Origin of the sequence: Variovorax sp. DAIF25 (assembly GCF_050711835.1) — a bacterium.
Lineage (GTDB): Bacteria > Pseudomonadota > Gammaproteobacteria > Burkholderiales > Burkholderiaceae_C > Variovorax.
Genome location: NZ_CP136636.1, coordinates 3,215,098 through 3,237,579, shown reverse-complemented (window position 1 = coordinate 3,237,579; position 22,482 = coordinate 3,215,098). Strand labels below are relative to the sequence as shown.

Annotated in this window: 24 protein-coding genes and 1 tRNA gene; 20 read left to right on the top strand and 5 right to left on the bottom strand. The window is 68.9% G+C overall.

The window, feature by feature from the left end; genetic code table 11:
* Positions 1 to 35 precede the first annotated feature (35 nt).
* From R0232_RS14995 to R0232_RS14960, 8 genes are all read left to right on the top strand, one after another.
* Positions 36 to 401, top strand: coding sequence for a four helix bundle protein (locus tag R0232_RS14995; protein ID WP_431512586.1), 366 nt, complete (start codon positions 36 to 38; stop codon positions 399 to 401).
* The gene (locus R0232_RS14990; RefSeq protein ID WP_431512585.1) at positions 398 to 1,759 is read left to right on the top strand and encodes an RNA-directed DNA polymerase; all 1,362 of its coding nucleotides are present in this window, start codon (positions 398 to 400) and stop codon (positions 1,757 to 1,759) included. Before R0232_RS14995 ends, R0232_RS14990 begins: the two co-directional genes overlap by 4 nt.
* Positions 1,756 to 4,074, top strand: coding sequence for a ParB/RepB/Spo0J family partition protein (locus R0232_RS14985; RefSeq protein WP_431512584.1), 2,319 nt, complete (start codon positions 1,756 to 1,758; stop codon positions 4,072 to 4,074). Before R0232_RS14990 ends, R0232_RS14985 begins: the two co-directional genes overlap by 4 nt.
* Complete coding sequence (locus R0232_RS14980) at positions 4,071 to 4,754, top strand: hypothetical protein (protein WP_431512583.1); 684 nt, start codon at positions 4,071 to 4,073, stop codon at positions 4,752 to 4,754. The genes R0232_RS14985 and R0232_RS14980 overlap by 4 nt, the downstream gene beginning before the upstream one ends.
* Before the next feature lie 5 nt (positions 4,755 to 4,759).
* Positions 4,760 to 4,987: a hypothetical protein gene (locus tag R0232_RS14975; protein WP_431512582.1), complete on the top strand. Its 228-nt coding sequence runs from the start codon at positions 4,760 to 4,762 to the stop codon at positions 4,985 to 4,987.
* Entirely contained in the window at positions 4,984 to 5,400 is a 417-nt protein-coding gene (locus R0232_RS14970; protein ID WP_431512581.1) for a hypothetical protein, read from the top strand. Before R0232_RS14975 ends, R0232_RS14970 begins: the two co-directional genes overlap by 4 nt.
* The gene (locus tag R0232_RS14965) at positions 5,397 to 5,657 is read left to right on the top strand and encodes a hypothetical protein (RefSeq protein WP_431512580.1); all 261 of its coding nucleotides are present in this window, start codon (positions 5,397 to 5,399) and stop codon (positions 5,655 to 5,657) included. Before R0232_RS14970 ends, R0232_RS14965 begins: the two co-directional genes overlap by 4 nt.
* A 272-nt stretch (positions 5,658 to 5,929) precedes the next feature.
* A complete protein-coding gene (locus R0232_RS14960) occupies positions 5,930 to 7,270 on the top strand; it encodes a purine-cytosine permease family protein (protein WP_431512579.1) in 1,341 nt (446 codons plus the stop codon).
* On the opposite strand, the gene thiD is transcribed toward R0232_RS14960, so the two are convergent.
* The gene (thiD, locus tag R0232_RS14955) at positions 7,209 to 8,063 is read right to left on the bottom strand and encodes a bifunctional hydroxymethylpyrimidine kinase/phosphomethylpyrimidine kinase (RefSeq protein WP_431512578.1); all 855 of its coding nucleotides are present in this window, start codon (positions 8,061 to 8,063) and stop codon (positions 7,209 to 7,211) included. The two genes, R0232_RS14960 and thiD, sit on opposite strands and share 62 nt — an antisense overlap.
* A gap of 44 nt (positions 8,064 to 8,107) precedes the next feature.
* Here thiD and R0232_RS14950 point away from each other — a divergent pair, with 44 nt between their 5' ends.
* The 8 genes from R0232_RS14950 (at position 8,108) to R0232_RS14915 (ending at position 14,415) form a co-directional block, all read left to right on the top strand.
* A complete protein-coding gene (locus R0232_RS14950) occupies positions 8,108 to 9,193 on the top strand; it encodes an FAD-dependent oxidoreductase (RefSeq protein WP_431512577.1) in 1,086 nt (361 codons plus the stop codon).
* A gap of 5 nt (positions 9,194 to 9,198) precedes the next feature.
* Positions 9,199 to 9,396 carry a sulfur carrier protein ThiS gene (thiS, locus tag R0232_RS14945; RefSeq protein WP_093342404.1) on the top strand — a complete coding sequence of 66 codons (198 nt, stop codon included), beginning with the start codon at positions 9,199 to 9,201 and terminating at the stop codon, positions 9,394 to 9,396.
* A gap of 23 nt (positions 9,397 to 9,419) precedes the next feature.
* Complete coding sequence (locus R0232_RS14940) at positions 9,420 to 10,235, top strand: thiazole synthase (RefSeq protein ID WP_093341443.1); 816 nt, start codon at positions 9,420 to 9,422, stop codon at positions 10,233 to 10,235.
* Positions 10,236 to 10,243: 8 nt separating this feature from the next.
* A complete protein-coding gene (locus R0232_RS14935; protein ID WP_431512576.1) occupies positions 10,244 to 11,200 on the top strand; it encodes a thiamine phosphate synthase in 957 nt (318 codons plus the stop codon).
* Positions 11,201 to 11,259: 59 nt separating this feature from the next.
* The gene (locus tag R0232_RS14930) at positions 11,260 to 13,353 is read left to right on the top strand and encodes a TonB-dependent siderophore receptor (protein WP_431512575.1); all 2,094 of its coding nucleotides are present in this window, start codon (positions 11,260 to 11,262) and stop codon (positions 13,351 to 13,353) included.
* 68 nt (positions 13,354 to 13,421) lie between these two features.
* A tRNA-Asn gene (locus R0232_RS14925) sits at positions 13,422 to 13,497 on the top strand.
* Positions 13,498 to 13,862: 365 nt separating this feature from the next.
* Positions 13,863 to 14,132 (top strand): hypothetical protein, encoded by a 270-nt coding sequence (locus R0232_RS14920; RefSeq protein WP_093341440.1) that lies wholly within the window; start codon positions 13,863 to 13,865, stop codon positions 14,130 to 14,132.
* Between the two features lie 58 nt (positions 14,133 to 14,190).
* The gene (locus R0232_RS14915) at positions 14,191 to 14,415 is read left to right on the top strand and encodes a hypothetical protein (protein ID WP_093341438.1); all 225 of its coding nucleotides are present in this window, start codon (positions 14,191 to 14,193) and stop codon (positions 14,413 to 14,415) included.
* A 138-nt stretch (positions 14,416 to 14,553) separates the two neighbouring features.
* Here R0232_RS14915 and R0232_RS14910 read toward each other — a convergent pair whose 3' ends face one another.
* Complete coding sequence (locus R0232_RS14910) at positions 14,554 to 14,790, bottom strand: hypothetical protein (protein WP_093341437.1); 237 nt, start codon at positions 14,788 to 14,790, stop codon at positions 14,554 to 14,556.
* A gap of 565 nt (positions 14,791 to 15,355) precedes the next feature.
* Here R0232_RS14910 and R0232_RS14905 point away from each other — a divergent pair.
* The gene (locus R0232_RS14905; RefSeq protein ID WP_093341435.1) at positions 15,356 to 16,246 is read left to right on the top strand and encodes a CsgG/HfaB family protein; all 891 of its coding nucleotides are present in this window, start codon (positions 15,356 to 15,358) and stop codon (positions 16,244 to 16,246) included.
* 62 nt (positions 16,247 to 16,308) lie between these two features.
* Here R0232_RS14905 and R0232_RS14900 read toward each other — a convergent pair whose 3' ends face one another.
* The gene (locus R0232_RS14900; RefSeq protein ID WP_057592466.1) at positions 16,309 to 16,713 is read right to left on the bottom strand and encodes a GFA family protein; all 405 of its coding nucleotides are present in this window, start codon (positions 16,711 to 16,713) and stop codon (positions 16,309 to 16,311) included.
* A 96-nt stretch (positions 16,714 to 16,809) separates the two neighbouring features.
* Between R0232_RS14900 and R0232_RS14895 the strand changes: the two genes are divergently transcribed.
* The 3 genes from R0232_RS14895 to R0232_RS14885 all read left to right on the top strand — a co-directional run bounded on the left by R0232_RS14895 (position 16,810) and on the right by R0232_RS14885 (position 20,530).
* Complete coding sequence (locus R0232_RS14895; RefSeq protein ID WP_431512574.1) at positions 16,810 to 17,772, top strand: helix-turn-helix transcriptional regulator; 963 nt, start codon at positions 16,810 to 16,812, stop codon at positions 17,770 to 17,772.
* A 108-nt stretch (positions 17,773 to 17,880) separates the two neighbouring features.
* The gene (locus R0232_RS14890) at positions 17,881 to 18,633 is read left to right on the top strand and encodes a response regulator (RefSeq protein WP_208509427.1); all 753 of its coding nucleotides are present in this window, start codon (positions 17,881 to 17,883) and stop codon (positions 18,631 to 18,633) included.
* The gene (locus tag R0232_RS14885) at positions 18,575 to 20,530 is read left to right on the top strand and encodes an ATP-binding protein (protein ID WP_431512573.1); all 1,956 of its coding nucleotides are present in this window, start codon (positions 18,575 to 18,577) and stop codon (positions 20,528 to 20,530) included. The genes R0232_RS14890 and R0232_RS14885 overlap by 59 nt, the downstream gene beginning before the upstream one ends.
* Positions 20,531 to 20,544: 14 nt before the next feature.
* Here the strand turns inward: R0232_RS14885 and R0232_RS14880 are convergent, their stop codons facing one another.
* Positions 20,545 to 20,901: a hypothetical protein gene (locus R0232_RS14880; RefSeq protein ID WP_093341428.1), complete on the bottom strand. Its 357-nt coding sequence runs from the start codon at positions 20,899 to 20,901 to the stop codon at positions 20,545 to 20,547.
* A gap of 34 nt (positions 20,902 to 20,935) precedes the next feature.
* On the bottom strand, positions 20,936 to 22,411 hold the full coding sequence (locus tag R0232_RS14875) for a DegQ family serine endoprotease (RefSeq protein ID WP_093341427.1): 1,476 nt from the start codon (positions 22,409 to 22,411) through the stop codon (positions 20,936 to 20,938).
* Positions 22,412 to 22,482: the final 71 nt, after the last annotated feature.

Here is a 22,482-nt window from a genome sequence, read left to right as displayed (position 1 = left end):
GTCCTTCGGTCCTTCAATCCTTTTGAACTGAACCGATGGCCGTCCACGACAAGCTGCCCATTCATCGCACGGGCGTGCAGTTGCTCAACCTCGCTGTCAGCGTGCAAGAGCAAATGCCACGCAGCCTGAAGCGCATCGTGGGCGAGAAGATCATCCAGCACTGCATGGACCTGCTCGAGCTCATGGCGCTTGCCAATGCGAGCCAGAGCGAGACGCGCGCAGCGTATCTCGAACAGGTGCTCACGAAGCAGCGCGCCGTCACCGTGATGCTGCGCGTCGTCTTCGACCGCAAGCACCTCTCGCCCAAGCTCTGGGCCGAATCGATCGAGCTCCTGGGCAGCATCGGCCGGCAGGCCGGCGGCTGGCTCAAGAACGTGAAGAACAGGGCGCCTGCAGCATGACGGTCAAGGCCCTCATGCCCGTGCGCATAGTGAATCTGGTCGCGCCGCTGGACCACAAGTCCACCGACATGCACGCCACGGATACGAGCACGCCTGCGCGCGCTGCGTCCGGTGCAGCCGCATCGCTGATCGGCGAAAGCCTTCGGCATGACGGCCTTCATAGTGCGACAGGGCCTCGTACGCCTGGAATTGCAACTTCAACAACGGCAACCAGAACAACAACCACAAGAGCTACGAAGGTTGTGCTGTTGCCGTCCGCAGATCCCAACCTGTTCTCCCTGCTCGTGCAGGCCTGGCTCGATTGCCGACGCACGAAGCGCAACAGCTCGAGCGCCCAGGCATTCGAAGCTGCGGCCGAGAGCAATCTGTTCGATCTGCACGCCGAGCTGGCCAGCGGCAGCTACCAGCCCGGCCGATCAATCTGCTTCGTCATCACCAGGCCGCGGCCGCGCGAGGTCTGGGCAGCGCAGTTTCGTGACCGCATCGTCCATCACCTGCTCTACAACCGGATTGCGCCGCAGTTCCACGCGGCCTTCACGGCCGACAGTTGCGCCTGCATTCCAGGCCGCGGGACGCTGTACGCAGCTCGGCGCCTCGAGCACCAGGTGCGCAGCGTCACCAGCAACTGGAGCGAACCCGCGCACTACCTAAAATGCGACCTCGCCAACTTCTTCGTCAGCATCGACAAGACGGTGCTGCACGCCCAGCTGGCACGCCGTGTTGTAGAGCCCTGGTGGATGTCGCTCGCCGCCGTGCTACTGATGCACGATCCGCGGCAAGACGTAGAGGTGCGATCGCGCCCGCACGAATTGGCCCTGGTTCCCCCGCACAAGAGCCTCTTCAACGCGCCCGACCATCATGGGCTGCCGATCGGAAATCTCAGCAGCCAATTCTTCGCGAACGTGCTGCTGGACGACCTCGACCAGTTCGTGAAGCACCGCCTGCGTGCGCCACACTACGTGCGCTACGTTGACGACTTCGTGTTGTTGCATCGCAGCCCGCAGTGGCTCAACGGGGCGCGCGAGCAGATCGAGGGCAAGCTGGCCGAACTGCACCTGCAGCTCAACCCCCGCAAGACGATCCTCCAGCCCGTGGCCCGCGGGATCGACTTCGTGGGCCACGTCATCAAGCCCTGGCGCCGCACCACGAGGGCGCGCACCCTGCGCGCCGCCCTGCAGCGCATCGAGGCGGCGCCGGCGAGCGACGTCTACGCCACCGGCAACAGCTATTTCGGCCTCGTGCGCCAGGCCGGGGCCAGCCACAAAGAACAAGCCGCCATCGCGCGTGCGCTGCTCAAGCGCGGCCATGCCGTCGATGGCAATTTCACCCGAGCTTTCAGGAGAAAGACATGCCCATGACTGAATTCGCCGCGGCCGATGGCGCCGCCCTCGTCGACGCCACCGAAGTGCAGGCGCAGGCTCCCGACGCGCGCACCTTTGCAGACCTGGAGCTCGAGCTCATCGTCGAGCGACGCTATCAGCCGCGGACCATCTTCGACGCAGACGCGCTGCAGGAGTTGGCCAACGACATCGCACGACGCGGAGTGCTGCAGCCCATCCTGGTGCGACCGCTACCGGCGGACCGCCTGCAGGATACGTTCGAGAACCGCCCGCCCGGCCAGCGGCTGCCCGAGTTCGAGATCGTCGCCGGCGCCCGTCGTTTCAGGGCCAGTCGCCTCGCGGGTCTCAAGTCGATTCCGGTGCTGATCAGGGCCCTGGACGACCAGCAAGCCGCCGAGGCGTGCCTCGTCGAAAACCTTCAACGCGAAGGCCTCACCGAGCTCGAGGAAGCCGAGGGCTACGCCGAGCTCGTGGAAACCACGGGCGTGGCCAAGGAAGAGATCGGCGCCAAGATCCACAAGAGCCGCAGCTACGTCTATGGACGGATGAAGCTGCTGGATTTGACCGTGGTCCCACGAGAAGCGCTGCGCACGGGAGAAATCGATGCGAGCCGCGCCCTGCTGATCGCGCGCATCCCGAATGAGAAGCTGCAGATGGACGCGCTGAAGGAGGCCACCCAAAAGGACCACCAAGGCTCGCCGCGCCTGAGCTACCGCGCCTTCCAGGCATGGGTGCAGCAGAACGTCATGCTCAAGCTGGCGACGGCGATTTTCCCCATCGACGACGTCACCCTGGTGCCGGCGGCAGGCACCTGTCCGGCATGTCCGAAGCGCACAGGGGCCTCGCCGGATCTCTTCTCCGACGTCGACGGTCCAGACGTCTGCACAGACCCCCCTTGCTTCCAGGAAAAGCGCGCGGCTCATTCAGCCAGGCTGGCTGATCAGGCGCGGGCGCGTGGGGTCGAAGTGATTGAGGGCAAAGAGGCACTCGAGCTCAAACCCCACCAGTGGGCCAACTGGCTGCATGGGTACAGCGATCTCACCGGCGACCTGCGAGAGGTCCTTTCGGAGCGAGACCTGAAAGGCAAGTTGAAGCTGTTCATTGACCCGCATACCCAGGAGGCGCGCGAGATCATTCCCGACGACCTCGAAACGAAGGGCCGACACAAGATCGCCGAAAAGGCCGCCAAGGCCGACCCCTCGGTCGCCAAGGAGCTCAAGAAAGATCTTGAGCGACAGGCCGAATTCGATGCCGCGAGAGAGAAGCGGAAGCTTGCCGAGGAGTATCAAGAACGCTGGCGCGCGGCCGCTGCCAACCAGATCCGGCCTCGCATCCTCGCCGGCGAGATCACCACGCTGAGTGCCCAGCTGCTGCGGCGCGTGCTGCTCGAAATCTCGACGACAGACGCCCGATGCAACAGCGAGAGCCTGGCGGACGTGCTCGGGATCCCCCCCTACGACGAGGCACTGCTCGCCTCGTCGGTCCGCTCCATCGACGACACCGAGGTCGGCTTCGCCCTCTTGCGAGTCCTACTGGAGGGAGATCTCGATCCGCCCGTCGACTATGTGGAGGGGGAGCACGTCTACGACGACTCAGCGCCTGCGATCGAAGAGTTTGCTCGCCTCCTGTCGATCGACCTGCAGGGAGTCAAAGCAGAAATTCAGGAACAGATCCGGGCCGAGCGCGCCGCGAATGCTTTCGCCGCCGACGACCTGGCTGCGCAGCCGGAGGGAAGTGCGAAGGGTAAAAAATCGAAGGCGCGGCCTGCGGCGCCGGCGAAGAAGCCGTCGAAGGAAGAGGTTCAAGCGAGCATCGCTACTGCGATGCAAGAGCTCGATGCTGGGCCAGAGGGGGCGGTGGTTGGCGTGGCCGACGCTTCGCCCGAAACGACTGCGGTCGCCACCGCGGGGGCTGGTGCTGACGGCGAGATCTCCGTCTCCGACCGCGTTGCTGTTTCCGATGCGAAGTACTCGCAGCACGGCAAGCAGGGCACGGTGACGCGCCTCGAGGCCAAGGGGAGGCTTCGCATCACCTTCGATGACGAGAGCGACGCGGTCCTTCCGGCCGGCGCCCTCACGCTCGTGGCGAAGTCCCTGTGGCCGTTCCCGGACTCAGGTACACCGCGCCCGCTGGCCAAGCCTCAATTCGAGGCCGGCCAGCGGGTGAGGGTGCGGGGAGCTCTCAGCGGCTATGCGGCCGAGTACCACGACAAGGAAGGCACTCTCAAGAACCTCGTCGAAGGCACGACGAAATGGGTGGTCAACCTGGCGAGGCCGAAAAAGGCGCCCAAGCTGGTCGAACTCGAGGCAGAAGTGCTGGAGGTGCAGGCATGAGCTCTCTTCGAGAAATACGCGATCTGATTGCCGACGACGCGCACGCTTTGACCTTCCAGACATTCGGCCAGTACCGCACCGCACTGCTGCAAAACATTGACGCCGCCCTCGCGCCCTCACTTCCCGGAACGTTCGCACCGATCGACCAAGTCCAGGCCGCCGCCCCGGGCCCCGTCACGCAATCGTGGGTGCATGGCATTTCCATGATGCAGCAAAGCGTCCTGCTGGCAGCGATCCGGGGACCCGATGGCCTTGCTAAGTACGGCGGAGGAGCCAAGATGCTTCTCCGGTGGTATCGGCGCTGCGTGCTTCTCTCAGCGATGGATCGCCGCGTGCTGCCGAATCCGATCGAACCGAACGGCGGCTCGTTCACCGGGCCGTCTCTCGATGGTGACGACGACCTAGACCACTGGAGCGAGCGGATGCAGGTCCACGTCAACGACTACCTGCGCCAGGTCGACGCCCTACCCCATCACTACCAACTGCACTTCCTCCATGCGACGGAGATCCTGGGCTACAAGCACCCGGACGCGGAGATCCGGCTCTTCTGGAATCGGCTGTACGAGCGCCTGGTGCATGACTTCCATCTCTGGCCGGAAACCGAAGAGCAGCTCGACAGCCGCCTCGGAGACACACGCGGGGGTTGGCTCAATCGCGCAGATCCTGCAACGGTGGAGTGATCGCCATGTTGACCAAGCTCTTCCGTTCATTTTGGTTCAAGCACTCTTTTGCTCGCTTTCAGTGGTATCGCCGCTGGTACGGCGGTCGGTGGGAGCGGCATTGGATCGATATATGCGGCAGCTGCATGTGGCTCGACATGCATCCAGAGCGCTGCTGGCCAGCGTACCGTCAACCGTGCTCGTTCGGCACGCCTGAGATCGAGGATTACCCAATGCCGGAGGCATCTCGATGAGCCGCACAGCAGCCCTTCTAACCCCGACTGAGGTCGAGACGTCCCTCAAGCCCTTGCGCGCCGCCGCCAAGGCGCTGCGCATCGGCGTTGCCACCGAACTGGAGTGGGTAACCGTCGGCGACGCGATCGAGACGGCGGTGCGGCTCGAGCAGCGCGTGCTGCCCCGCGGCCTGGCCGAACATTTGCAGAGCGCCCTGATCGCCCTGCAGGAGATCCGCCGGCGTGCGCTGGCAACCGGCGCCTGGCTGCCGGTCGAGATCCACCTGCAGGAGATGGAGCAGCTCGACACGGCCGTGGAACTGCATGAGTGGCAGCTGCTGCAGCTCAGCGCGGCCGAAGCGGGCCAGTTCACGCCGAGGCTGGCTCACTTCGAATCGACGGCCGTCGACCAGATTCAGGGAGAGCTCGCATGATCGGCGAACAGAAGACGGGCACGCTCAAGGGCGTGGTGATCAGCGCTGTCTCGCATGAAGGTCTACGCGCCACCGTCAATGGCAAGCCGGCGCGCCTGGCCATCGTCCTCGACGATGGGACCATCGTCAGCTCGGGCGACGACGTGGCCCGCGAGGCCGAAGCCGTGGCAGTGAACTGCTATCGCAACATGCTGCGGCTCAAGGGCCACTTGCGGGTGCTCAGCGTGCCGCTGGCGACGTCGCCGCCGAAGCCCTGACCATCCCCCAGCCCAACCCCTCTCAGCCCGCCGTCGCGGGCTTTTTCACGTCTGGCCTACAATCCGCCCATTCGCTAGGGGTGCTAGGTCGGACCACCCGACCTGGCTGAGAACACACCCTTTGAACCTGTCACCCCACGCATTTATTTGTGTGGATTGAGGTAATCCTCGCGCAGGGAAGCTGGTCCGGCGGCCTGTCACGTTCTCTCGCGTGCCAGCCGTGCCGCTGGAGCCTCGCCCACCTGCCAAACCTTTTGCCCGGAGCAAAACGGATGGCACACGACGACACATCGAACCCTCTCGCCAACGAGGCGCTGACACCGCTGCCGGTGTCGCAGCGCGTCTTCGGCTGGCACGACCATGCCTCGCTCTGGTTCAGCCTGGGCGTGGGCCTGCTGGTGATGCAGATCGGCGCCTACCTGGTGCCGGCCGTGGGCACGCGCGACGCGGCGATCGCGATCGCGCTGGGGTCCTGCCTCGGCGCCGCGCTGCTGGCCTGGACCGCGCGCCTGGGCTGCGAGAGCGGCCTGGCCAGCGCAGGCCTGATGCATGCCACCTACGGCAGCGCCTTCGCGCGGCTGCCGGTGCTGCTCAACATCGTGCAGCTGGTGGGCTGGACCACCTTCGAGCTGGTGATCATGCGCGAGGGCACGCAGGCCATCGGCCAGTCGGTGGCCGGGCCGTGGCTCGGCAGCGCCTGGGGCGGCGTGGCGACCACGCTGCTGTGGGGCGCGGTGCTGCTGGCGCTGCTCGCGGGCTCGATGGTGAAGCTGGTGCGGCGCTTCGTGAGCCGCTTCGGGCTGCCGCTGGTGGTGCTGTCGCTGCTGTGGCTCAGTTGGCAGTTCGCAACCCAGTTGCAGGCCAAGGGCTTCGATGCCTTCTGGTCGCGCCCGGGCGACGGCAGCATGGGCATGTTCGGCGCCCTCGACCTCGTGATCGCGATGCCGGTGTCGTGGCTGCCGCTGGTGGCCGACTATGCGCGGCACGGCAAGCGCAGCGCGGGCGGGCTGGGCAGCGCCTTCAGCGGCACCTGGATCGGCTATGCGCTGGCCAACATCTGGTGCTATGCGCTGGGCGTGATGGTGGTCAGCGTGGCCGAGCCCGGCACCAGCCTGGTCACGGCGCTGCTGCTGGCGCAGGGCGGGCTGGTGGCGCTGGGCCTGATCCTGATCGACGAGCTCGACAACGCCTATGGCGACGTCTACTCGGGCTCGGTCTCCACCCACAGCCTGCTGCCGCGCTGGAGCGTGAAGCGCTGGGGCCTGCTGCTGGCCGTGCTGTGCATCGCGCTCGCGCTGGTGCTGCCGATGCACACGCTCGAGCCCTTCCTGCTGTTGCTGAGCTCGGTGTTCGTGCCGCTCTACGGCGTGATCCTCGGGCGGCTGGGCGGCGGCCGCGCGGTGGCGCCGGCCGGCGCGCGCCCCAAGGTCGACCTGGCGGCGGCGCTGATCTGGATCGCGGGCATCGCGGCCTACCACGCGCTCGCGAAATGGGCGCCGCAGTTCGGCTCGGCGCTGCCGACGCTGGCGCTGACCTTCGTGCTGGCCTGGCTCAGCCGGCCGAAGCCTGCAGCGGCAGGCGCTGCGTCGGCACTGGCGCAAAGCCGTGGTTGAGCGGGCCATGACCGGCACCGACCTGCACGTCGACAGCGGCCGCCATCGCGCCGAGGATGTAGGCGCGCGCGCGCTCCACCGCCTCGGGCAGCGCAGCGCCCAGTGCCAGATGCGCGGCGATGGCCGACGACAGCGTGCAGCCGGTGCCGTGCAGGTTGCGGCTCTCGATGCGGCGCGAGGCCAGGCGCGTGCGCTCGCCGTTGGACTGCAGCAGCACGTCGACCACCTCGCTGCCCGGCAGGTGGCCGCCCTTGAGCAGCACGGCGCGCGCACCGAGCGCCAGCAGCTCGTCGGCCGCGCCGTCGAGCGCACCGATGCCGTCGATCGCATGGCCGATCAGCAGGGCCGCCTCGTCGAGGTTGGGCGTGATCACCGCGGCGCGCGGGAACAGTTCGCGCACCAGCACCTGCACCGTCTCGGCCGCGATCAGGCGGTCGCCGCTGGTGGCGACCATCACCGGATCGAGCACCACGTTCGGCAGGCGGTAGTGGTCGATGGCCCAGGCCACGACCTCGACCACCTCGGGCGCATGCAGCATGCCGAGCTTGACCGCGTCGACGCCGATGTCCTCGACCACGGCCTGGATCTGCGCCTTGAGGAAGGCCGGCGGCACGCCGTGGATGCCCGTGACGCCGAGCGTGTTCTGCGCGGTGAGCGCCGTGATGGCCGTCATGCCGTAGCAGCCGAGGGCCGCGAAGGTCTTCAGATCGGCCTGGATGCCGGCACCGCCGCCGCTGTCGGAGCCGGCGATCGAGAGCACGCGCGCATAGCGCTGGGTGGGTCCTTGGGTCATGCCGAAAATTATCGACGCGATTCGAAGGCGCAAGGAGCATGGCGATGAACCTGCCCTTCCGATCGGTGGCGATCCTCGGCGCGGGCCTCATGGGCCGGCTGATGGCCGTGACGCTCGCGCGGGCCGGCTGCCGCGTCGACCTCCACGAGGCCGGCAGCGCCGAGGCCGAAGGCGCGGCCGCGCGCGTGGCCGCGGCCATGCTCGCGCCGCTGGCCGAGTCGGCGGTGGCGCCGGTGCCGCTGGTGCGCATGGGCCACCACGCGCTGTCGCGCTGGCCCGAGCTGCTCGCGCCGCTGGCGCGGCCGGTGTTCTTCCAGCGCGAAGGCACGCTGGTGCTGTGGCACCGGCAGGATGCGAACGAGGCCGCGCGGCTCACGCGCGTGCTGGCCCACACCGGCACGCAGGTGCCCGAGCTGGCGCCGATGCGCACGCTCGATGGCGCGGGCATCGAGGCGCTCGAGCCCGCGCTGGGCCGGCGTTTCGCCAGCGGCCTGTTCCTGCCCGGCGAAGGCCAGCTCGACAACCGCGCGCTGCTGGCCGCGCTGCTCGCGACGCTGCAGGCCGACGACAAGGTCACGCTGCACTGGCAGTCGCCGCGCGCGCCCGAGGACTTCGCACCCGGTTCGCCGGGCCAGCCCGACTGGCTGATCGACTGCCGCGGCCTCGGTGCCCGGCCGCAGTGGAACGCGCTGCGCGGCGTGCGCGGCGAGGTGATCCGCGTGCATGCGCCCGACGTGACGCTGGCGCGGCCCACGCGGCTCGTGCATCCGCGCTATCCGCTCTACATCGCGCCCAAGCCCGAGGGCCTGTTCGTGATCGGCGCGACCGAGATCGAATCGGACGACATGTCGCCCGCGAGCGTGCGCTCCACGCTCGAGCTGCTGAGTGCCGCCTATGCGGTGCACAGCGGCTTCGCCGAGGCGCGCATCGTGGAGATCGCGACGCAGTGCCGCCCCACCCTGCCCGACAACCTGCCCGCGCTGCGCCAGCCGCGGCCGCGCGTGCTGCAGATCAACGGCCTGTACCGCCACGGTTTCATGATCGCGCCCGCGCTGCTCGATGCCGCGATGGAGTGGCTCGCGCAGGGCCGCTCGCCGCTGGCGCAAGGCTTCGGCCTGGAGACCCCATGACGACGATGAACATCCTGATCAACGACAAGCCCTTCGCGCTGCCCGAGCACGCCACGCTGACCGACGCACTCGCCGCGCTGAATGCCACGCCGCCCTTCGCGGTGGCCGTGAACCGCGAGTTCGTGCCGCGCTCGGCCTATGCCGCGCGCGCGCTGCAGCCCGACGACCGCGTCGAAGTGATCCGCCCCGTGACGGGCGGCTGAACGAATTGATGGAGACAAGACCGATGACCACGACCCCGAACGACCCGCTGGTGCTCTACGGCGAAACCTTCCACAGCCGCCTGCTGCTGGGCACCGCGCGCTACCCCTCGCCCGACCTGCTCGAGGCCGCCGTGAAGCGCGCGAAGCCCGCGATGCTCACGGCCTCGCTGCGGCGCCAGACCGCGAACCAGGGCTCGGGCAACAGCGAGCTCGGCAACGGCTTCTGGGAACTGCTGCGCCGGCTCGAGGTGCCGGTGCTGCCCAACACCGCGGGCTGCCACAGCGTGCAGGAAGTGGTCGCCACCGCGCAGATGGCGCGCGAGCTGTTCGACACGCCGTGGATCAAGCTCGAGCTGATCGGCGACGACTACACGCTGCAGCCCGACACGCTGAACCTGGTCGATGCCGCCTCGCAGCTGATCCGCGACGGCTTCAAGGTGCTGCCCTACTGCACCGAGGACCTGGTGCTGTGCCAGCGGCTGGTCGACGTCGGCTGCCAGGCCGTGATGCCGTGGGCCGCGCCGATCGGCACCGGACGCGGGCCGGTCAACCCCTATGCGCTGCAGGTGCTGCGCGACCGGCTCGAGGTGCCGATGCTGGTCGACGCGGGCCTGGGCCTGCCCTCGCATGCCTGCCAGGTGATGGAGTGGGGCTTCGACGGCGTGCTGCTGAACACCGCCGTCGCACTGGCGCAGGACCCGGTCGCGATGGCCGGTGCCTTCGCCGATGCGGTGCAGGCCGGCCGGGCCGCGCGCCGTGCCGGCGCCATGGCCGCGCAGGATGCGGCGCAGGCGAGCACGCCGGTGCTGGGCACGCCGTTCTGGCATCACGCGGGATGAGCGACACCATGAACGACAGCCTTCACCTGGACCGCGCGCGCGTCGCGCAGGAGATCGTCGCGGCGCATGGCCTGCGCTTCGGCGCCGCCACCTCGGCCTCCGCGGCCGCCATCGCCTACAGCGCCGACGACGCCATCTACCGCGGCGCGCGGCAGGCCTGCGGCGCGCTCGGCTTCATCGACATCGACGCCGAATGCATCGCACGCGCCTGGCGCGCGCAGAGCGAACGCCTCGGCGGCTTCGATGCGCAGCGCTGGCCCGATGCGCCCGTCGATTTCGGCTTGCGTGAATTTCCGCCCGCGGCGCGCGACAACGCCTTCGCGCCCTGCCCCGAGCAGCTCGGCCTCTATGCCGTGCTGCCCGATGCGGCCTGGGTCGGCCGCATGGCGCGCGCGGGCGTGCCGACGGTGCAGTTGCGCTTCAAGTCGGACGACGCGCAGGCCGTGGCGCGCGAGGTTCACGCGGCCGTGGCGGCCGTGCAAGGCACCGGCGCACTGCTGTTCATCAATGACCACTGGCGCGTGGCGATCGAGGCACGCGCCTACGGCGTGCACCTGGGCCAGGAAGACCTCGATGCGCTCGCGCCCGAGGAACTGCAACGGATCCGCGCCGCCGGCCTGCGCCTGGGCGTCAGCACGCACGGCTATGCCGAGATGGTGTGCGCCGACGCGGTCGGCCCGAGCTATATCGCGATGGGCGCGGTCTACCCGACCACGCTCAAGAAGATGGCGACCGCGCCGCAGGGCGTAGCGCGTCTCGCGGCCTACGCGCGCCTGCTGCGTGGCTATCCACAGGTGGGCATCGGCGGCATCGACGCGTTGCGCTTGCCCGAGGTGCTCGCCACCGGCGTGGGTTCCGTCGCCGTGGTGCGCGCGCTGGTCGCCGCCGAGGACCCCGAAGGCACGGCCGCGCAATGGATGGCGGCCATCGACGCCCACCGCACCGCATCGGCTGCGAAGCCCTGAAACCCGACCGAATGACGCATCCCTCTCCTCTTCTTTCCCGCACCCCCATCGCCTGCGCGATGGCCGCCCTGCTCGCTGCTCACGGTGCCTTCGCCCAGGCACAGGACACCACCGCGCTGCCCGCCGTGACCGTGAACCCGGCCGCCCTCGCGCCGCCGGCCGAGATCAGCGGCTTCGGCGACGTGCCGCTGCGCGAGCTGCCGCTGTCGGCCACCGTGATCGACAGCAACCAGCTGCGCGCGAGCGGCGCACGTCGACTCGCGGACCTCACGCAGTTCGATGCCTCGGTGACCGATGCCTACAACTCGGCCGGCTACTGGGACTACCTCACGGTGCGCGGCTTCGTGCTCGACAACCGCTTCAACTACCGGCGCGAGGGCCTGCCGATCAGCGCCGAGACCTCGATCCCGCTCGACAACAAGGAGCGCGTCGAGATCCTGCGCGGCACCAGCGGCATCCAGGCCGGCACCAGTGCGCCGGGCGGGCTCGTCAACTACGTGGTCAAGCGGCCGACCGAACACGATCTGCGCACCGTGCGCATCGAGACCACGAGCCGCGGCAGCCTGCTCGGCGCGGTCGACCTCGGCGGGCGCTTCGGTGCGCAGCGTGAGTTCGGCTACCGGATCAACGTCGCGGCCGAGAACCTCAAGCCGCTGGTGCACGACCTCGACGGCAACCGCAACCTGTTCTCGCTCGCGGCCGACTGGCGCATCACGCGCGACTCGGTGCTCGAGTTCGAGATCGAGAAGAGCCGCAAGACACAGCCGAGCCAGAACGGCTACAGCCTGCTGGGTGCCCGGTTGCCGGCGCCGGTCGATCCGCGCATCAACCTCAACAACCAGCCCTGGTCGCAACCCTCGGAATTCGATGCGCTGACCGGCACGCTGCGCTTCAGCCAGGCGCTCAACGCCGACTGGCGCTGGAGCGCGCAGATCGGCCGGCAACGGCTGCGCACCGACGACCGCCTGGCCTACGCCTTCGGCTGCGGCGCCGAGGGCAACTACGACCGCTACTGCAGCGACGGCACCTTCGACGTCTACGACTTCCGCAGCGAGAACGAGCGCCGCACGCAGACCGCGGGCAGCCTCAACCTCAAGGGCAACGTGATGACCGGCAGCGTGCGGCACGAGCTCGGCATCGGCCTGCTGCAAAGCCGCGTGCGCAACCGCTTCCAGAACCAGGCCTACAACTACGCGGGCACCGGCAACATCTGGGCGACTTCGTTCGTGCCGCCGGCGCCCGACGCCACCACGCCGCAGACCAACCGCGACGAGCGCTCGACCGAGCTCACCTTGCAGGACGCGATCCGCTGGAACGAGCGCTTCACCACCTGGGTCGGCGTGCGCCACACGCGGCTCGACCGCAGCAGCATCGGCAACGACGGCTCGAACCCGACCGGCTACAAGCAGGACGTGACCACGCCGTGGGTGGCCGTGAGCTATGTGCTGCGGCCCGAGCTGCTGGCCTATGCGAGCTGGGGCAAGGGCGTGGAATCGCAGGTGGTGCCGAACCGGCCCGACCTCTACGGCAATGCGGGCCAGGCGCTCGCGGCGCTCGCCTCGCGGCAATGGGAGCTGGGCCTCAAGGGCGGCAACGAGGCCTTCAACTGGCAGCTCGCGTGGTTCGACATCTCGCGGCCGCTGACCAACCTCGATGCCTGCGGCGAATCGTGCACGGTGCGCAACGACGGCCGCGCAGTGCATCGCGGGCTCGAGGCCGGCGCGCAATGGAACCAGGGACCGTGGCGCCTCGGCGGCAGCGTGTCGGTCATCGATGCGAAGCGCCGCGGCAGCACGGCCGATCCCGCGCTCAACGGACAGTCGCCGACCAACGTGCCCAAGCAGGTGCTGCGCGCGCAGATCGCCTACCGCGTGCCCGCGGTGGCGGGCCTCGAGATCGCGGGACAGCTGTCGTACGAAGGCCGGCGCAACGTGCTGCCCGATGGTTCGATCCGACTGCCGTCGTGGACGCGCCTCGATGCGATGCTGCGCTACGACACCAAGCTCAACGGCGTGAACACCAGCTGGTCGCTGGCCGTCGACAACGTCTTCGATCGCCGCTACTGGAAGGAATCGCCCTACCAGTTCAGTCACGTCTACCTGTTCCCGGGCGCGCCGCGCACGCTGCGATTGGGCGTGAGCATCGCGCTCTGAACTTTTTTAGCGAAAAGTTGCGTCGGTTTGCCAGACCCTCAAAAACGACGCTATAATCTGAGGCTTGTTCCTCGATAGCTCAGTCGGTAGAGCGCCGGACTGTTAATCCGTAGGTCCCTGGTTCGAGCCCAGGTCGAGGAGCCAAAACAAGCCGCAAGGCTACTGGATGCCCCGCTACTCACAAGGTAGCGGGGCATTTTCCTTTGGGCTCGCGCATCGACCTGCAAACACGTGCCGATGATCGAATGCGGCGGCACGATCGATGGCCGATCGCACGCATCGCATCCGCTCTTTCTTCATCGCCTGCATGCAGCGCAACGACGACGCGATCGACGAATCGCGCGGACAAAAAAAAGCCCGGCATCGGACCGGGCTCAAGCCTTCTTGCAGTCAAGCATCAAAGGGACGGGCAACCCGTCAAGGAGAATGGAGAGTGGTGCGCCGCGCGCCTGCCATGGGATGGAGTTTACTGTATATTTGTACAGTCCTCTCAACCCAGGAGTACTGCCATGCCCCGCATCGAACAACCGGTGGTCGTGCCCAACTACGCGCTGACCGACGCCCTCTCGTGGATCTCGAAATTCGCCCACGCATGGAAGGCGATCGAGCCCGCGCCCGCCACGCTCAGCATCGACGGCTTCATCATCTGGGGACCGGTGCTCTACGAGAAGCACAGCGCCGAAGATCCGGTGCAGCTCGCGGCACGACTGTTCGGCAGCTCGGGGCCCTACTTCCGGTACCTGTACCCGGGTGCGGCGGCCGCGGCCAATCAGGGATGAAGCGTCGGGCGCGAGGGTGCATGTCTTGGCAGACGCGGGAATGTCGGAGAATCGTGCGATGAACTGGCATGCACCGTCCCTCCTGGCCCTCCTGTCGATCCCCTGCGCGCTGGCCATCGCCGGCTGCTCGACGCCCCCGAACGAAGTGATGCAGTTCCGCGAAGGCGTCCTGCGCGCCACCACCTATACGCAGGCGCAGCTGTACTGCGACAACAAGAACCAGACCCCGCGCTGGCTCGGCAAGGCACCGGCCGAGAGCGGCGTGCTGTTCCGCTGCGATTGATGCGATGAGGCAAGCCGCGCGCTGAGCCGCGGCCTTGCAAACACAGGCATCGTCGGGCTCGCACCGATCCCGCGACACTCGATCCACTCCGGCCGGCAAGCATTGCGCTTGCCGGCCTTTTCATTTCCGACGGTCCGATCAGTGCGCCGTGAGACCGCCACCGCCGGTCGCGTCGCGACGGGTCTTCGCGTTGTCGATGGTCGCGCTGACCGAGCTGGTGTTGATGGCCAGCGCCACGAGCACGGAGCCGACGAAGGCCGGGTCGGTCGAGCCGCTGAAATCCGAAGCGCCCGCGATGGCCAGGGCCTGCTGCACCTGCTGGCGGGTGAGTTCGGCTGCCGCTTCTCCAACGACGTTCTTCTTGGTGGTTGCCATCTGAAAACTCCTGATTCTGGAAGTGAAGAAAAAAACAAAACAACGCCAGCCGACTGCAGGTCGCGTGAGATCCATCACGCGCCACAACCCTCCGCCAACGATGAAATGTTAACTGGAGGTCAAAAATACGACGAAGGTTTTCATCGAAGGCGCACGGCGAAAACGCCCTCGCCGTGCTCATCTTTCCTGAAGATTTCAAGATGGATAATCGCGCCTCGCTCCGCCAGCCGGCGCATCGCGCAAGCCCTCGGGCCTTGCCGTTCGCGCATCGCTTCAGGCGGCGCGTTTCGAAGATGGGCCACCTTCCAAGAGCCCCCGTTCGAGTCGAGGTCGAGGAACCGTTTTTCCACTCCAGGCCATGCCGGAATCCGCGCCGCGGACGATGCGCATGCGCACATGACTTTCGACACTGGCGTGCCGGATGACCGGTCCGTATCGTCGCGCGGTCGCTTGCGACGCGGTATCGAATCGGGAGCTCGTATTGGCCACGCGGTCCCACCTTCGGCTGTTCGATAGGGGCGCCTGCCGCGCAGGCGCCGTGTTGTTTCACTTGATAGATCGGGACATGGCTTTTTCCAAACTTTCTCTCGCAAGCGCACTGGCCGGCCTGCTGGCCCTCTCGGGTTGCCAGACCATGGACATGCAGATGGGCAGCCAATCGGCCAAGACCGTGGCCACGGGCAGCGCGGCCGGCGCCGCCACCTCGGGCGAAAGCAGCGCGCTCGAGCGCTGCGACTCGCCGCTGGGCACCGTCTCGCTGATCGAGAACGTCAATGCCGGCTGGTACACGGTGCTGACCGGCGAATACAAGCTGCCGCCCACCGCCAACCTGCTGCGCCTGCTGGTGCAGCAATCGAACTGCTTCGTGGTGGTCGAGCGCGGCGCGGCCGGCATGAACGCGATGACGCGCGAACGCGCGCTGCAGCAGTCGGGCGAGATGCGCGGCGGCAGCAACTTCGGTCGCGGCCAGATGGTGGCGTCGGACTACGGCCTGTCGCCCGAGATCGTGTTCAGCAACAACGACGCGGGCGGCCTCGGCGGCGCCATCGGCGGGCTGGTCGGCGGCGGCCGCGGCCGTGCCATCGCGAGCCTGGGCGCGAACCTGCAGACCAAGGAAGCCTCGGCGCTGCTGACGCTGATCGACAACCGTTCGGGCGTGCAGGTCGCGGCCGCGGAAGGCAGCGCCTCGAAGACCGACTTCGCGGGCTTCGCCGACCTCGCCGGCGGCCGCGCGGCCGGTGGCATCGGCGGCTACACGCGCACGCCGCAGGGCAAGGTGATCGCGGCGGCCTTCATGGACGCCTTCAACCAGATGGTCCGTTCGCTGCGCAACTACAAGGCGCAGACGGTGCGCGGCCAGGGCCTCGGTGGCGGCGGCCGGCTCGGCGTGGATGGCGGCGCGGCGCCGTCGCAGACCTACGTGCCGGCCGAGCAGCCGGCGCGTCGCCGCAAGTAAGCGCGGCGAGAGACGAGCAGCCCCGCCGCCGCCAGGCCGCGGGGCTTTTTATCGCCCGTCTTTCAGAGATGCCGCGTCTCGGCCGGCGGGTTGAACCAGTTGTTGTTGCGCCCGTCCATGTACATCACGGGCGCGGCCACCAGCTCGTCGGGCGTGGCGTCGTCGAGGCAGCTGACGTTGATGCTGACGTACTTGCCGCCGACCTCGGCCACGTCGCCGCGGCCGAAGGGCCGCACGCCGCAATGGCGGCAGAACAGGTGGTGCGTGCTGTACGAGCCGAACTGGTAGCTCGACAGCTCCTCCTCGCCACTGACCATCCGGAAGGCCTCGGGCCGCACGATCGCACCCCAGTTGCGCGCCTTGGCACAGATCGAGCAATTGCAGCGGCCGGTGCCGGCCGCGAGGTCGATGTCGGCCTGGAAGCGAACCTTGCCGCAGTGGCAGCTGCCGTTGTAGGTCTTGAGCATGGGCTTTTCTCCTGAGGGTCTGAGGTGTTGGAAGGCCCGAAGACTAAGGACCATTGCGGACAGATCCTGTCCTCGATCGCAGGCATCATCGCGTCCATGCTCTCCGCCACCGCCCGCCTCATCCGCCTGTTGTCGCTGTTCCAGGCCCAGCGCGCCTGGACCGGCGCCGAGCTCGCGCGCCGCCTCGAGATCACCGAGCGCACCCTGCGCCGCGACGTCGACCGGCTGCGCAGCCTCGGCTACACGGTCGACTCCACCTCGGGCGTGGCCGGCGGCTACCGGCTGGGCGCGGGCAACAGCCTGCCGCCGCTGCTGCTCGAGGACGAGGAAGCGATCGCGGTGGCGGTCGGCCTGGGCGTGGGCCCGGCCTCCAGCGACGGCGGCAACGACATCGAGAACGCCTCGATGCGCGCGCTGGCCAAGCTCGAGCAACTGATGCCGCCGCGGCTGCGCCGCCGGCTCGACAAGCTGCGCGCCACGGTGGTGCCGGTGCTGCAGAAGCGCTCGGACATCCGGCTCAAGGCGGTGTCGCTGTTCGCCGAGGCCTGCGCCGACCGCGCGCTGCTGCGCTTCGGCTACCGCGACCACCACGAGGTGGTCAGCAGCCGCCGCGTGGAGCCGCACCGCGTGGTGCAGACCGGCCAGCGCTGGTACCTGCTGGCCTGGGACACGGACCGCGAGGACTGGCGCACCTTCCGGCTCGACCGCATCGTCGACCCCGAGCCCACCGGCGCGCACTTCACGCCGCGGCGGCTGCCGCACGGCGACATCGCGGCCTACATGCAGCACGCGCTGCAGATCTCGCCCTACCTGCACCATGCGCGCGTGCTGGTGCATGCGCCCGTGGCCGCGCTCGACGGGCAACTGTCGTGGGTCGGCGGCGTGCCCGAGGCCGTGGCGCCCGATCGCACGCGCATCCAGACCGCGGCCAACTCGCTCGATGCGCTGGCGGTCTGGCTCGGCTGCCTCGGGCACGACTTCGAGGTCGAGTCGCCGCCCGAGCTCGGCGCGCACCTGCAGCGGGTGGCGTCGCGGCTGGCTCGCATGTCGGGCCGCTGAGCGCCGCGGTCCGCTCCCCCACATATCCCACGTATATAGGATGGGCACGGTGCGCGTCGGCCCCTACGCTGCGGACTCCACCCAACCGAGGACCGCAGCCCCCGCGCCATGGCCATCGACACCGCAGCCGCCCCCCTTCTCTCGACCACGCAGGTCGCGCTGGTCGAGGACGACACCGGCATGCGCGAACGCCTGGCCCGCGTGGTCGATGCCGATCCCTCGCTGACCCTGGCCCACAGCGCCTCGAACGCGACCGAGCTGCTGGCCTGGCTCGAGGACAACGCGGTCGACGTGCTGCTGGTCGACCTGGGCCTGCCCGACCTGCCGGGCCTGCAGGTCATCGACCGCTGCCGCAGCATGCAACCGGCCTGCGCGGTGATGGTGCTGTCGATCTTCGGCGACGAGGCCAACATGCTGCGCGCCTTCGAGGCCGGTGCCAGCGGCTACCTGCTCAAGGACGGCACCGAGAGCGAGCTCGCGGCCCACATCCGCCACCTGCGCGCGGGCGGCTCGCCGATGTCGCCGGTGATCGCGCGGCAGCTGCTGCGCCGCTGGCAGGCGCGCACCGACGCGCCCCTGCATGCCGGTGCCGGCGCGCTGGTGGGACTGGCCCAGGGCACGATCGGCTCGGCCATGGCATCCTCGGCGCTCCCGCGCACGCCGCCGGTGCGGTTGTCGCCGCGCGAATCGGAGGTGCTGGACCTCGTTTCCCGTGGTTTCACCTATGCCGAAGTCGGCGCGCAGATGGGAGTCTCGGCTTCGACCGTTCAAACCCATATCCGCAATATCTACGGCAAGCTGGATGTCCACAACAAGTCCGAAGCCGTGTTCGAGGCGCGCAACCTGGGCTGGCTGCCCTGAGCATCCTTCCGCCGCCACGGCCTCCTCTTCCGATCTGCGCTTCCTGTTCGCCCTTGTCGCCGCGCTGCTGCTGATTGCCGGCCCGGCCGCCGCCAGCAGCACCGCCACCCCCTACACCGTCACCAGCGCCGAGGCCCGCCTCGAGCCCGACGGCCTGCCCGCCGAGGAGCGCCGGGTGCAGCTGCCGTTCCGCTGGGACCACGCCTTTCCGGGCCGCGGCGGCAAGGCCACCTACCGCATCGCCCTGCCCGCCGCGGCGGCGCCCGCGAGCGAACCGGCCGCGCTGCTGTTCGCGGGCGTGGGCAACCAGGTCGCGATCGAGTTCAACGGCACGCCGCTCGCGGGCTTCGGCACGCTGGGCAATCCGTCCTACGACACCAAGGGCACGCCCTTCGTGCCGGTGGCCGCCTCGCTGCAGCGCACCGGCGCGGCGCAGGAACTGGTGATCCGCACCACCGTGCAACGCCAGCGCGGCGCGGCGCTGGCCACGCTGCAGTACGGCACCGAGCGCGAGCTGCTGCCGCGCTACCGTGCCTACCAGCGCTGGCGCCACACCTCGGTGATCGCCAACGCGGCCATCCTCGCGCTGATGGGCTGCCTGTCGGGGGCGCTCTGGCTGCGCCAGCGCCATGCGCTCTATGGCTGCTTCGCGCTCGCGGCGCTCTCGGGCCTGCCGCACAACGTCGACCGGGTGCGGCCCGACATGAACGTGCCCTGGCCGCTCTGGGGCGTGGTGGTCGCGGTCTGCTATGCGCTGCACATCGGGCTCATCACGCGCTTCGTGCTGCTGGTGCTGCAGCGCGGCCCGGCGGGGCTGGTGCGCGCGCTCTACGCGGCCATGGGCATCGCGGTCGCGAGCGCCATCGCCTCCTTCGTGCTGGCCTGGCCGGCGCTGTGGACCGCCGGCCTGGTGCTGCTGAACCTCACGGGCGTGGCCTGCCTGCCGGTGGTGGCGCGCAGCGCCTGGGTCGAGCGCCGCACGATCGCCATGGTGCTGCTGCTGGCGGGCGTGCTCGCGATCCTCGCGGGCATGCACGACCTGCTGCTGGTGCGCATGGGCTTCTTCGGCGGCTCCGACACCTCGCAGACGCCGCGCGCGATGTTCTTCTTCGTGCTGATCCTCGCGGGCCTGGTGGTCGACCGCTACAGCCGCACCGTGGCCGACTACGGCGCGCTCAACGCCACCCTGGCCGAGCGCGTGGCCGAGCGCGAGGGGCAGTTGCGCGTGGCCTTCGACGCGCTGCGGCTGCAGCAGCAGGAACAGGCCGTGCTGCTCGAGCGGCAGCGCATCATGCGCGAGATCCACGACGGCGTCGGCTCGCAGCTCGTGGGCCTGCTCAACGTCGTGACCCAGCCCGCGCCCGACCGCGCGGTGGTCGAGGAGCACGTGAAGCTCGCGCTCGACGAGATGCGCATGGCGGTCGACTCGCTGCAGCCCACGCACGACGACCTCGCCACCGTGCTCGCCACCCTGCGCTACCGGCTGCAGCCGCGGCTGGACGCGGCCGGCATCGCGCTGGTGTGGGACGTGGGCGTGATCCCGCCGGTGGCGCCGTTCTCGGCCCAGGCCGCGCTGCAGCTGCAGCGCATCCTGCTCGAGGCCTTCACCAACGTGCTCAAGCATGCGCGCGCCACGCGCATCGTGCTGCATGCGCGCTGGCAGGCCGAGGCGCAGCCGCCGCGCGTGCACATCGTGCTGACGGACAACGGCGTCGGGCTGCGACCCGCGGGCGCCGCGCCGAAGACGACGGGACATGGCATCGCGAACATGCGGGCGCGCGCGCTGAGCATCGGCGCGCGGCTGGAGATCGCAGCGGTCGAGCAGGAAGAGAACACCGCCGGCGGCACGCGCATCACGCTCGAGTGGCCGGGCGCGATCGACTGCCCCCAGCACTGAGAGCCGACGCCGGCTCAGCGCAAGGCGAAAGTCAGCGCCACCGCGCCGAGCGCCAGCAGCGCCAGGCCCGCGATGAACACCACCTCGCCCCAGGCCTCGAGCCGCGCGCCCGAGCGCCGCATGCGCATCGAGATGAACGACAGCAACGCGCTGGCCAGGAAGACCAGCGCGTCGACCGCGAGCAGCCGATCGATCACCAGCCGCAGATCGTCGCGCGGACCGAGGTGCCCGATGGACATCACGGTCATGCACACGCCGATCATGGTGGCGGAGGTCGGCAGGATGTGGGCCGACAGCCCGTTGGCGGCGCTGTCGGCAGGGTCGAGGCGTTCGGCCTGCGGGGCCGAAGACCGTCGGTGCGGCGGCTTCATCGGTCGTCGCGCGTCGGGGTCCGGCCCGGGGCGGTCAGCCGATGCGCACCGGCACGAAGATCTTGTCGTCGCCGCGCTGGATCAGCAGCGCCACCGACTTGTCGGCCTTCGCGACCACCTCGCGCACCTGCTCCACGGTCTTGGCGGGCGTGCCGTTGATCGCCAGCAGCACGTCGCCGGCCTGCACGCCGGCCATCGCCGACGGGCCGGCCGCGTCCTCGATCAGCAGGCCGGTCTCGACCGCGGCCTCGCGCTTCTCGTCGGGCTGCAGCGGACGCAGCGCCAGGCCCAGCTTGCCCTGGCCGGTGGCCTTGTCGGCCTTCGCGACCTGGGCCGGCTTGTCGCTGGCATCGCCGAGCTTCGCCGTCAGCTCCTGGCGCTCGCCCTGGCGCCACACCTCGAGCGTGACCTTGGTGCCGGGGGCCTGCTGGCCGATCACCGCGGGCAGGTCGCCCGAGGACACGATGGGCTGGTCGCCGACCTTGCGGATCACGTCGCCGGCCTTCAGGCCCGCCTTGTCGCCGGGGCCGCCCTTCTCGATGTTCGAGACCAGCGCGCCCTCGGGCTTGTCGAGCTTGAAGGAATCGGCGAAGGCCTGGTTCACTTCCTGCACCGCCACGCCGAGGCGGCCGTGCACCGCCTTGCCGGTCGCGACGATCTGGTCCTTGACCTGCACCGCCACGTCGATCGGGATCGAGAACGACACGCCCTGGTAGCCGCCGCTGCGGCTGTAGATCTGCGAGTTGATGCCGACCACCTCACCGCGCGTGTTGAGCAGCGGGCCGCCCGAGTTGCCGGGGTTCACCGCCACGTCGGTCTGGATGAAAGGCACGTAGCTGTCGTCGGGCAGCGTGCGGCCCTTGGCGCTGACCACGCCGGCCGTCACGGTGTTCTCGAAGCCGAACGGCGAGCCGATGGCCAGCACCCATTCGCCGACCTTCAGGTCCTTGGTGTTGCCCAGCGCGAGCACGGGCAGGTTCTTGGCGTCGATCTTGAGCACCGCGATGTCGGTCTTGGCATCGGCGCCCAGCACCTTGGCGCGGTATTCGCGGCGGTCGGTGAGCTTGACGGTGACTTCCTTCGCGTCCTTCACCACGTGGGCGTTGGTCAGGATGATGCCGTTGGCGTCGACGATGAAGCCCGAGCCCTGGGCCCGCACCGGCACGTCGCGCTGCTGCTGGCCGCGCGGGTTGATCTGGCCCTGGAAGCGGCGGAAGAACTGGAACATCGGATCGTCGGGATCGATGCCCTGGATCTGCGCGGCCTCCTCGTCGTCCGAGGCCTTCATGGTGCCGGTGACGCTGATGTTGACCACGGCCGCGCCGTCGCGCGCGGTGATGGTCGAGAAGTCGGGCAGCGTGACCATGGCGGCCGGCGCGGTCGCGGTGGCGTTGGTGGGCGTGCCCACGGCGCGCGCGCTGGTGTAGGCGCCGGCGCCGACGGCGCCGATCACGCCCGCGGTGGCCAGGGCCAGGACCAAGGCACGGGGCGAAGTCAGTCGGGTGTTCATGGATCGGTTCCTTTCATTGCGTCGTGACGCTGATGCGATGGAAGGAATGTCGTTGCGCTCGCTTAAGCGCC

Excerpts from the sequence above, each read along its gene's own strand:
- thiS (WP_093342404.1), top strand. The coding sequence starts at position 9,199 with ATGAACATCCTGATCAACGACAAGCCCTTCGCGCTGCCCGAGCACGCC.
- R0232_RS14935 (WP_431512576.1), top strand. The coding sequence starts at position 10,244 with ATGAACGACAGCCTTCACCTGGACCGCGCGCGCGTCGCGCAGGAGATC.
- R0232_RS14875 (WP_093341427.1), bottom strand. The coding sequence starts at position 22,411 with ATGAACACCCGACTGACTTCGCCCCGTGCCTTGGTCCTGGCCCTGGCC.
- R0232_RS14965 (WP_431512580.1), top strand. The coding sequence starts at position 5,397 with ATGATCGGCGAACAGAAGACGGGCACGCTCAAGGGCGTGGTGATCAGC.
- R0232_RS14915 (WP_093341438.1), top strand. The coding sequence starts at position 14,191 with ATGAACTGGCATGCACCGTCCCTCCTGGCCCTCCTGTCGATCCCCTGC.
- R0232_RS14895 (WP_431512574.1), top strand. The coding sequence starts at position 16,810 with ATGCTCTCCGCCACCGCCCGCCTCATCCGCCTGTTGTCGCTGTTCCAG.
- R0232_RS14970 (WP_431512581.1), top strand. The coding sequence starts at position 4,984 with ATGAGCCGCACAGCAGCCCTTCTAACCCCGACTGAGGTCGAGACGTCC.
- R0232_RS14890 (WP_208509427.1), top strand. The coding sequence starts at position 17,881 with ATGGCCATCGACACCGCAGCCGCCCCCCTTCTCTCGACCACGCAGGTC.
- thiD (WP_431512578.1), bottom strand. The coding sequence starts at position 8,063 with ATGACCCAAGGACCCACCCAGCGCTATGCGCGCGTGCTCTCGATCGCC.
- R0232_RS14905 (WP_093341435.1), top strand. The coding sequence starts at position 15,356 with ATGGCTTTTTCCAAACTTTCTCTCGCAAGCGCACTGGCCGGCCTGCTG.
- R0232_RS14920 (WP_093341440.1), top strand. The coding sequence starts at position 13,863 with ATGCCCCGCATCGAACAACCGGTGGTCGTGCCCAACTACGCGCTGACC.
- R0232_RS14930 (WP_431512575.1), top strand. The coding sequence starts at position 11,260 with ATGGCCGCCCTGCTCGCTGCTCACGGTGCCTTCGCCCAGGCACAGGAC.
- R0232_RS14910 (WP_093341437.1), bottom strand. The coding sequence starts at position 14,790 with ATGGCAACCACCAAGAAGAACGTCGTTGGAGAAGCGGCAGCCGAACTC.
- R0232_RS14960 (WP_431512579.1), top strand. The coding sequence starts at position 5,930 with ATGGCACACGACGACACATCGAACCCTCTCGCCAACGAGGCGCTGACA.
- R0232_RS14990 (WP_431512585.1), top strand. The coding sequence starts at position 398 with ATGACGGTCAAGGCCCTCATGCCCGTGCGCATAGTGAATCTGGTCGCG.
- R0232_RS14995 (WP_431512586.1), top strand. The coding sequence starts at position 36 with ATGGCCGTCCACGACAAGCTGCCCATTCATCGCACGGGCGTGCAGTTG.
- R0232_RS14975 (WP_431512582.1), top strand. The coding sequence starts at position 4,760 with ATGTTGACCAAGCTCTTCCGTTCATTTTGGTTCAAGCACTCTTTTGCT.
- R0232_RS14950 (WP_431512577.1), top strand. The coding sequence starts at position 8,108 with ATGAACCTGCCCTTCCGATCGGTGGCGATCCTCGGCGCGGGCCTCATG.
- R0232_RS14940 (WP_093341443.1), top strand. The coding sequence starts at position 9,420 with ATGACCACGACCCCGAACGACCCGCTGGTGCTCTACGGCGAAACCTTC.
- R0232_RS14980 (WP_431512583.1), top strand. The coding sequence starts at position 4,071 with ATGAGCTCTCTTCGAGAAATACGCGATCTGATTGCCGACGACGCGCAC.
- R0232_RS14885 (WP_431512573.1), top strand. The coding sequence starts at position 18,575 with ATGTCCACAACAAGTCCGAAGCCGTGTTCGAGGCGCGCAACCTGGGCT.
- R0232_RS14900 (WP_057592466.1), bottom strand. The coding sequence starts at position 16,713 with ATGCTCAAGACCTACAACGGCAGCTGCCACTGCGGCAAGGTTCGCTTC.
- R0232_RS14880 (WP_093341428.1), bottom strand. The coding sequence starts at position 20,901 with ATGAAGCCGCCGCACCGACGGTCTTCGGCCCCGCAGGCCGAACGCCTC.
- R0232_RS14985 (WP_431512584.1), top strand. The coding sequence starts at position 1,756 with ATGACTGAATTCGCCGCGGCCGATGGCGCCGCCCTCGTCGACGCCACC.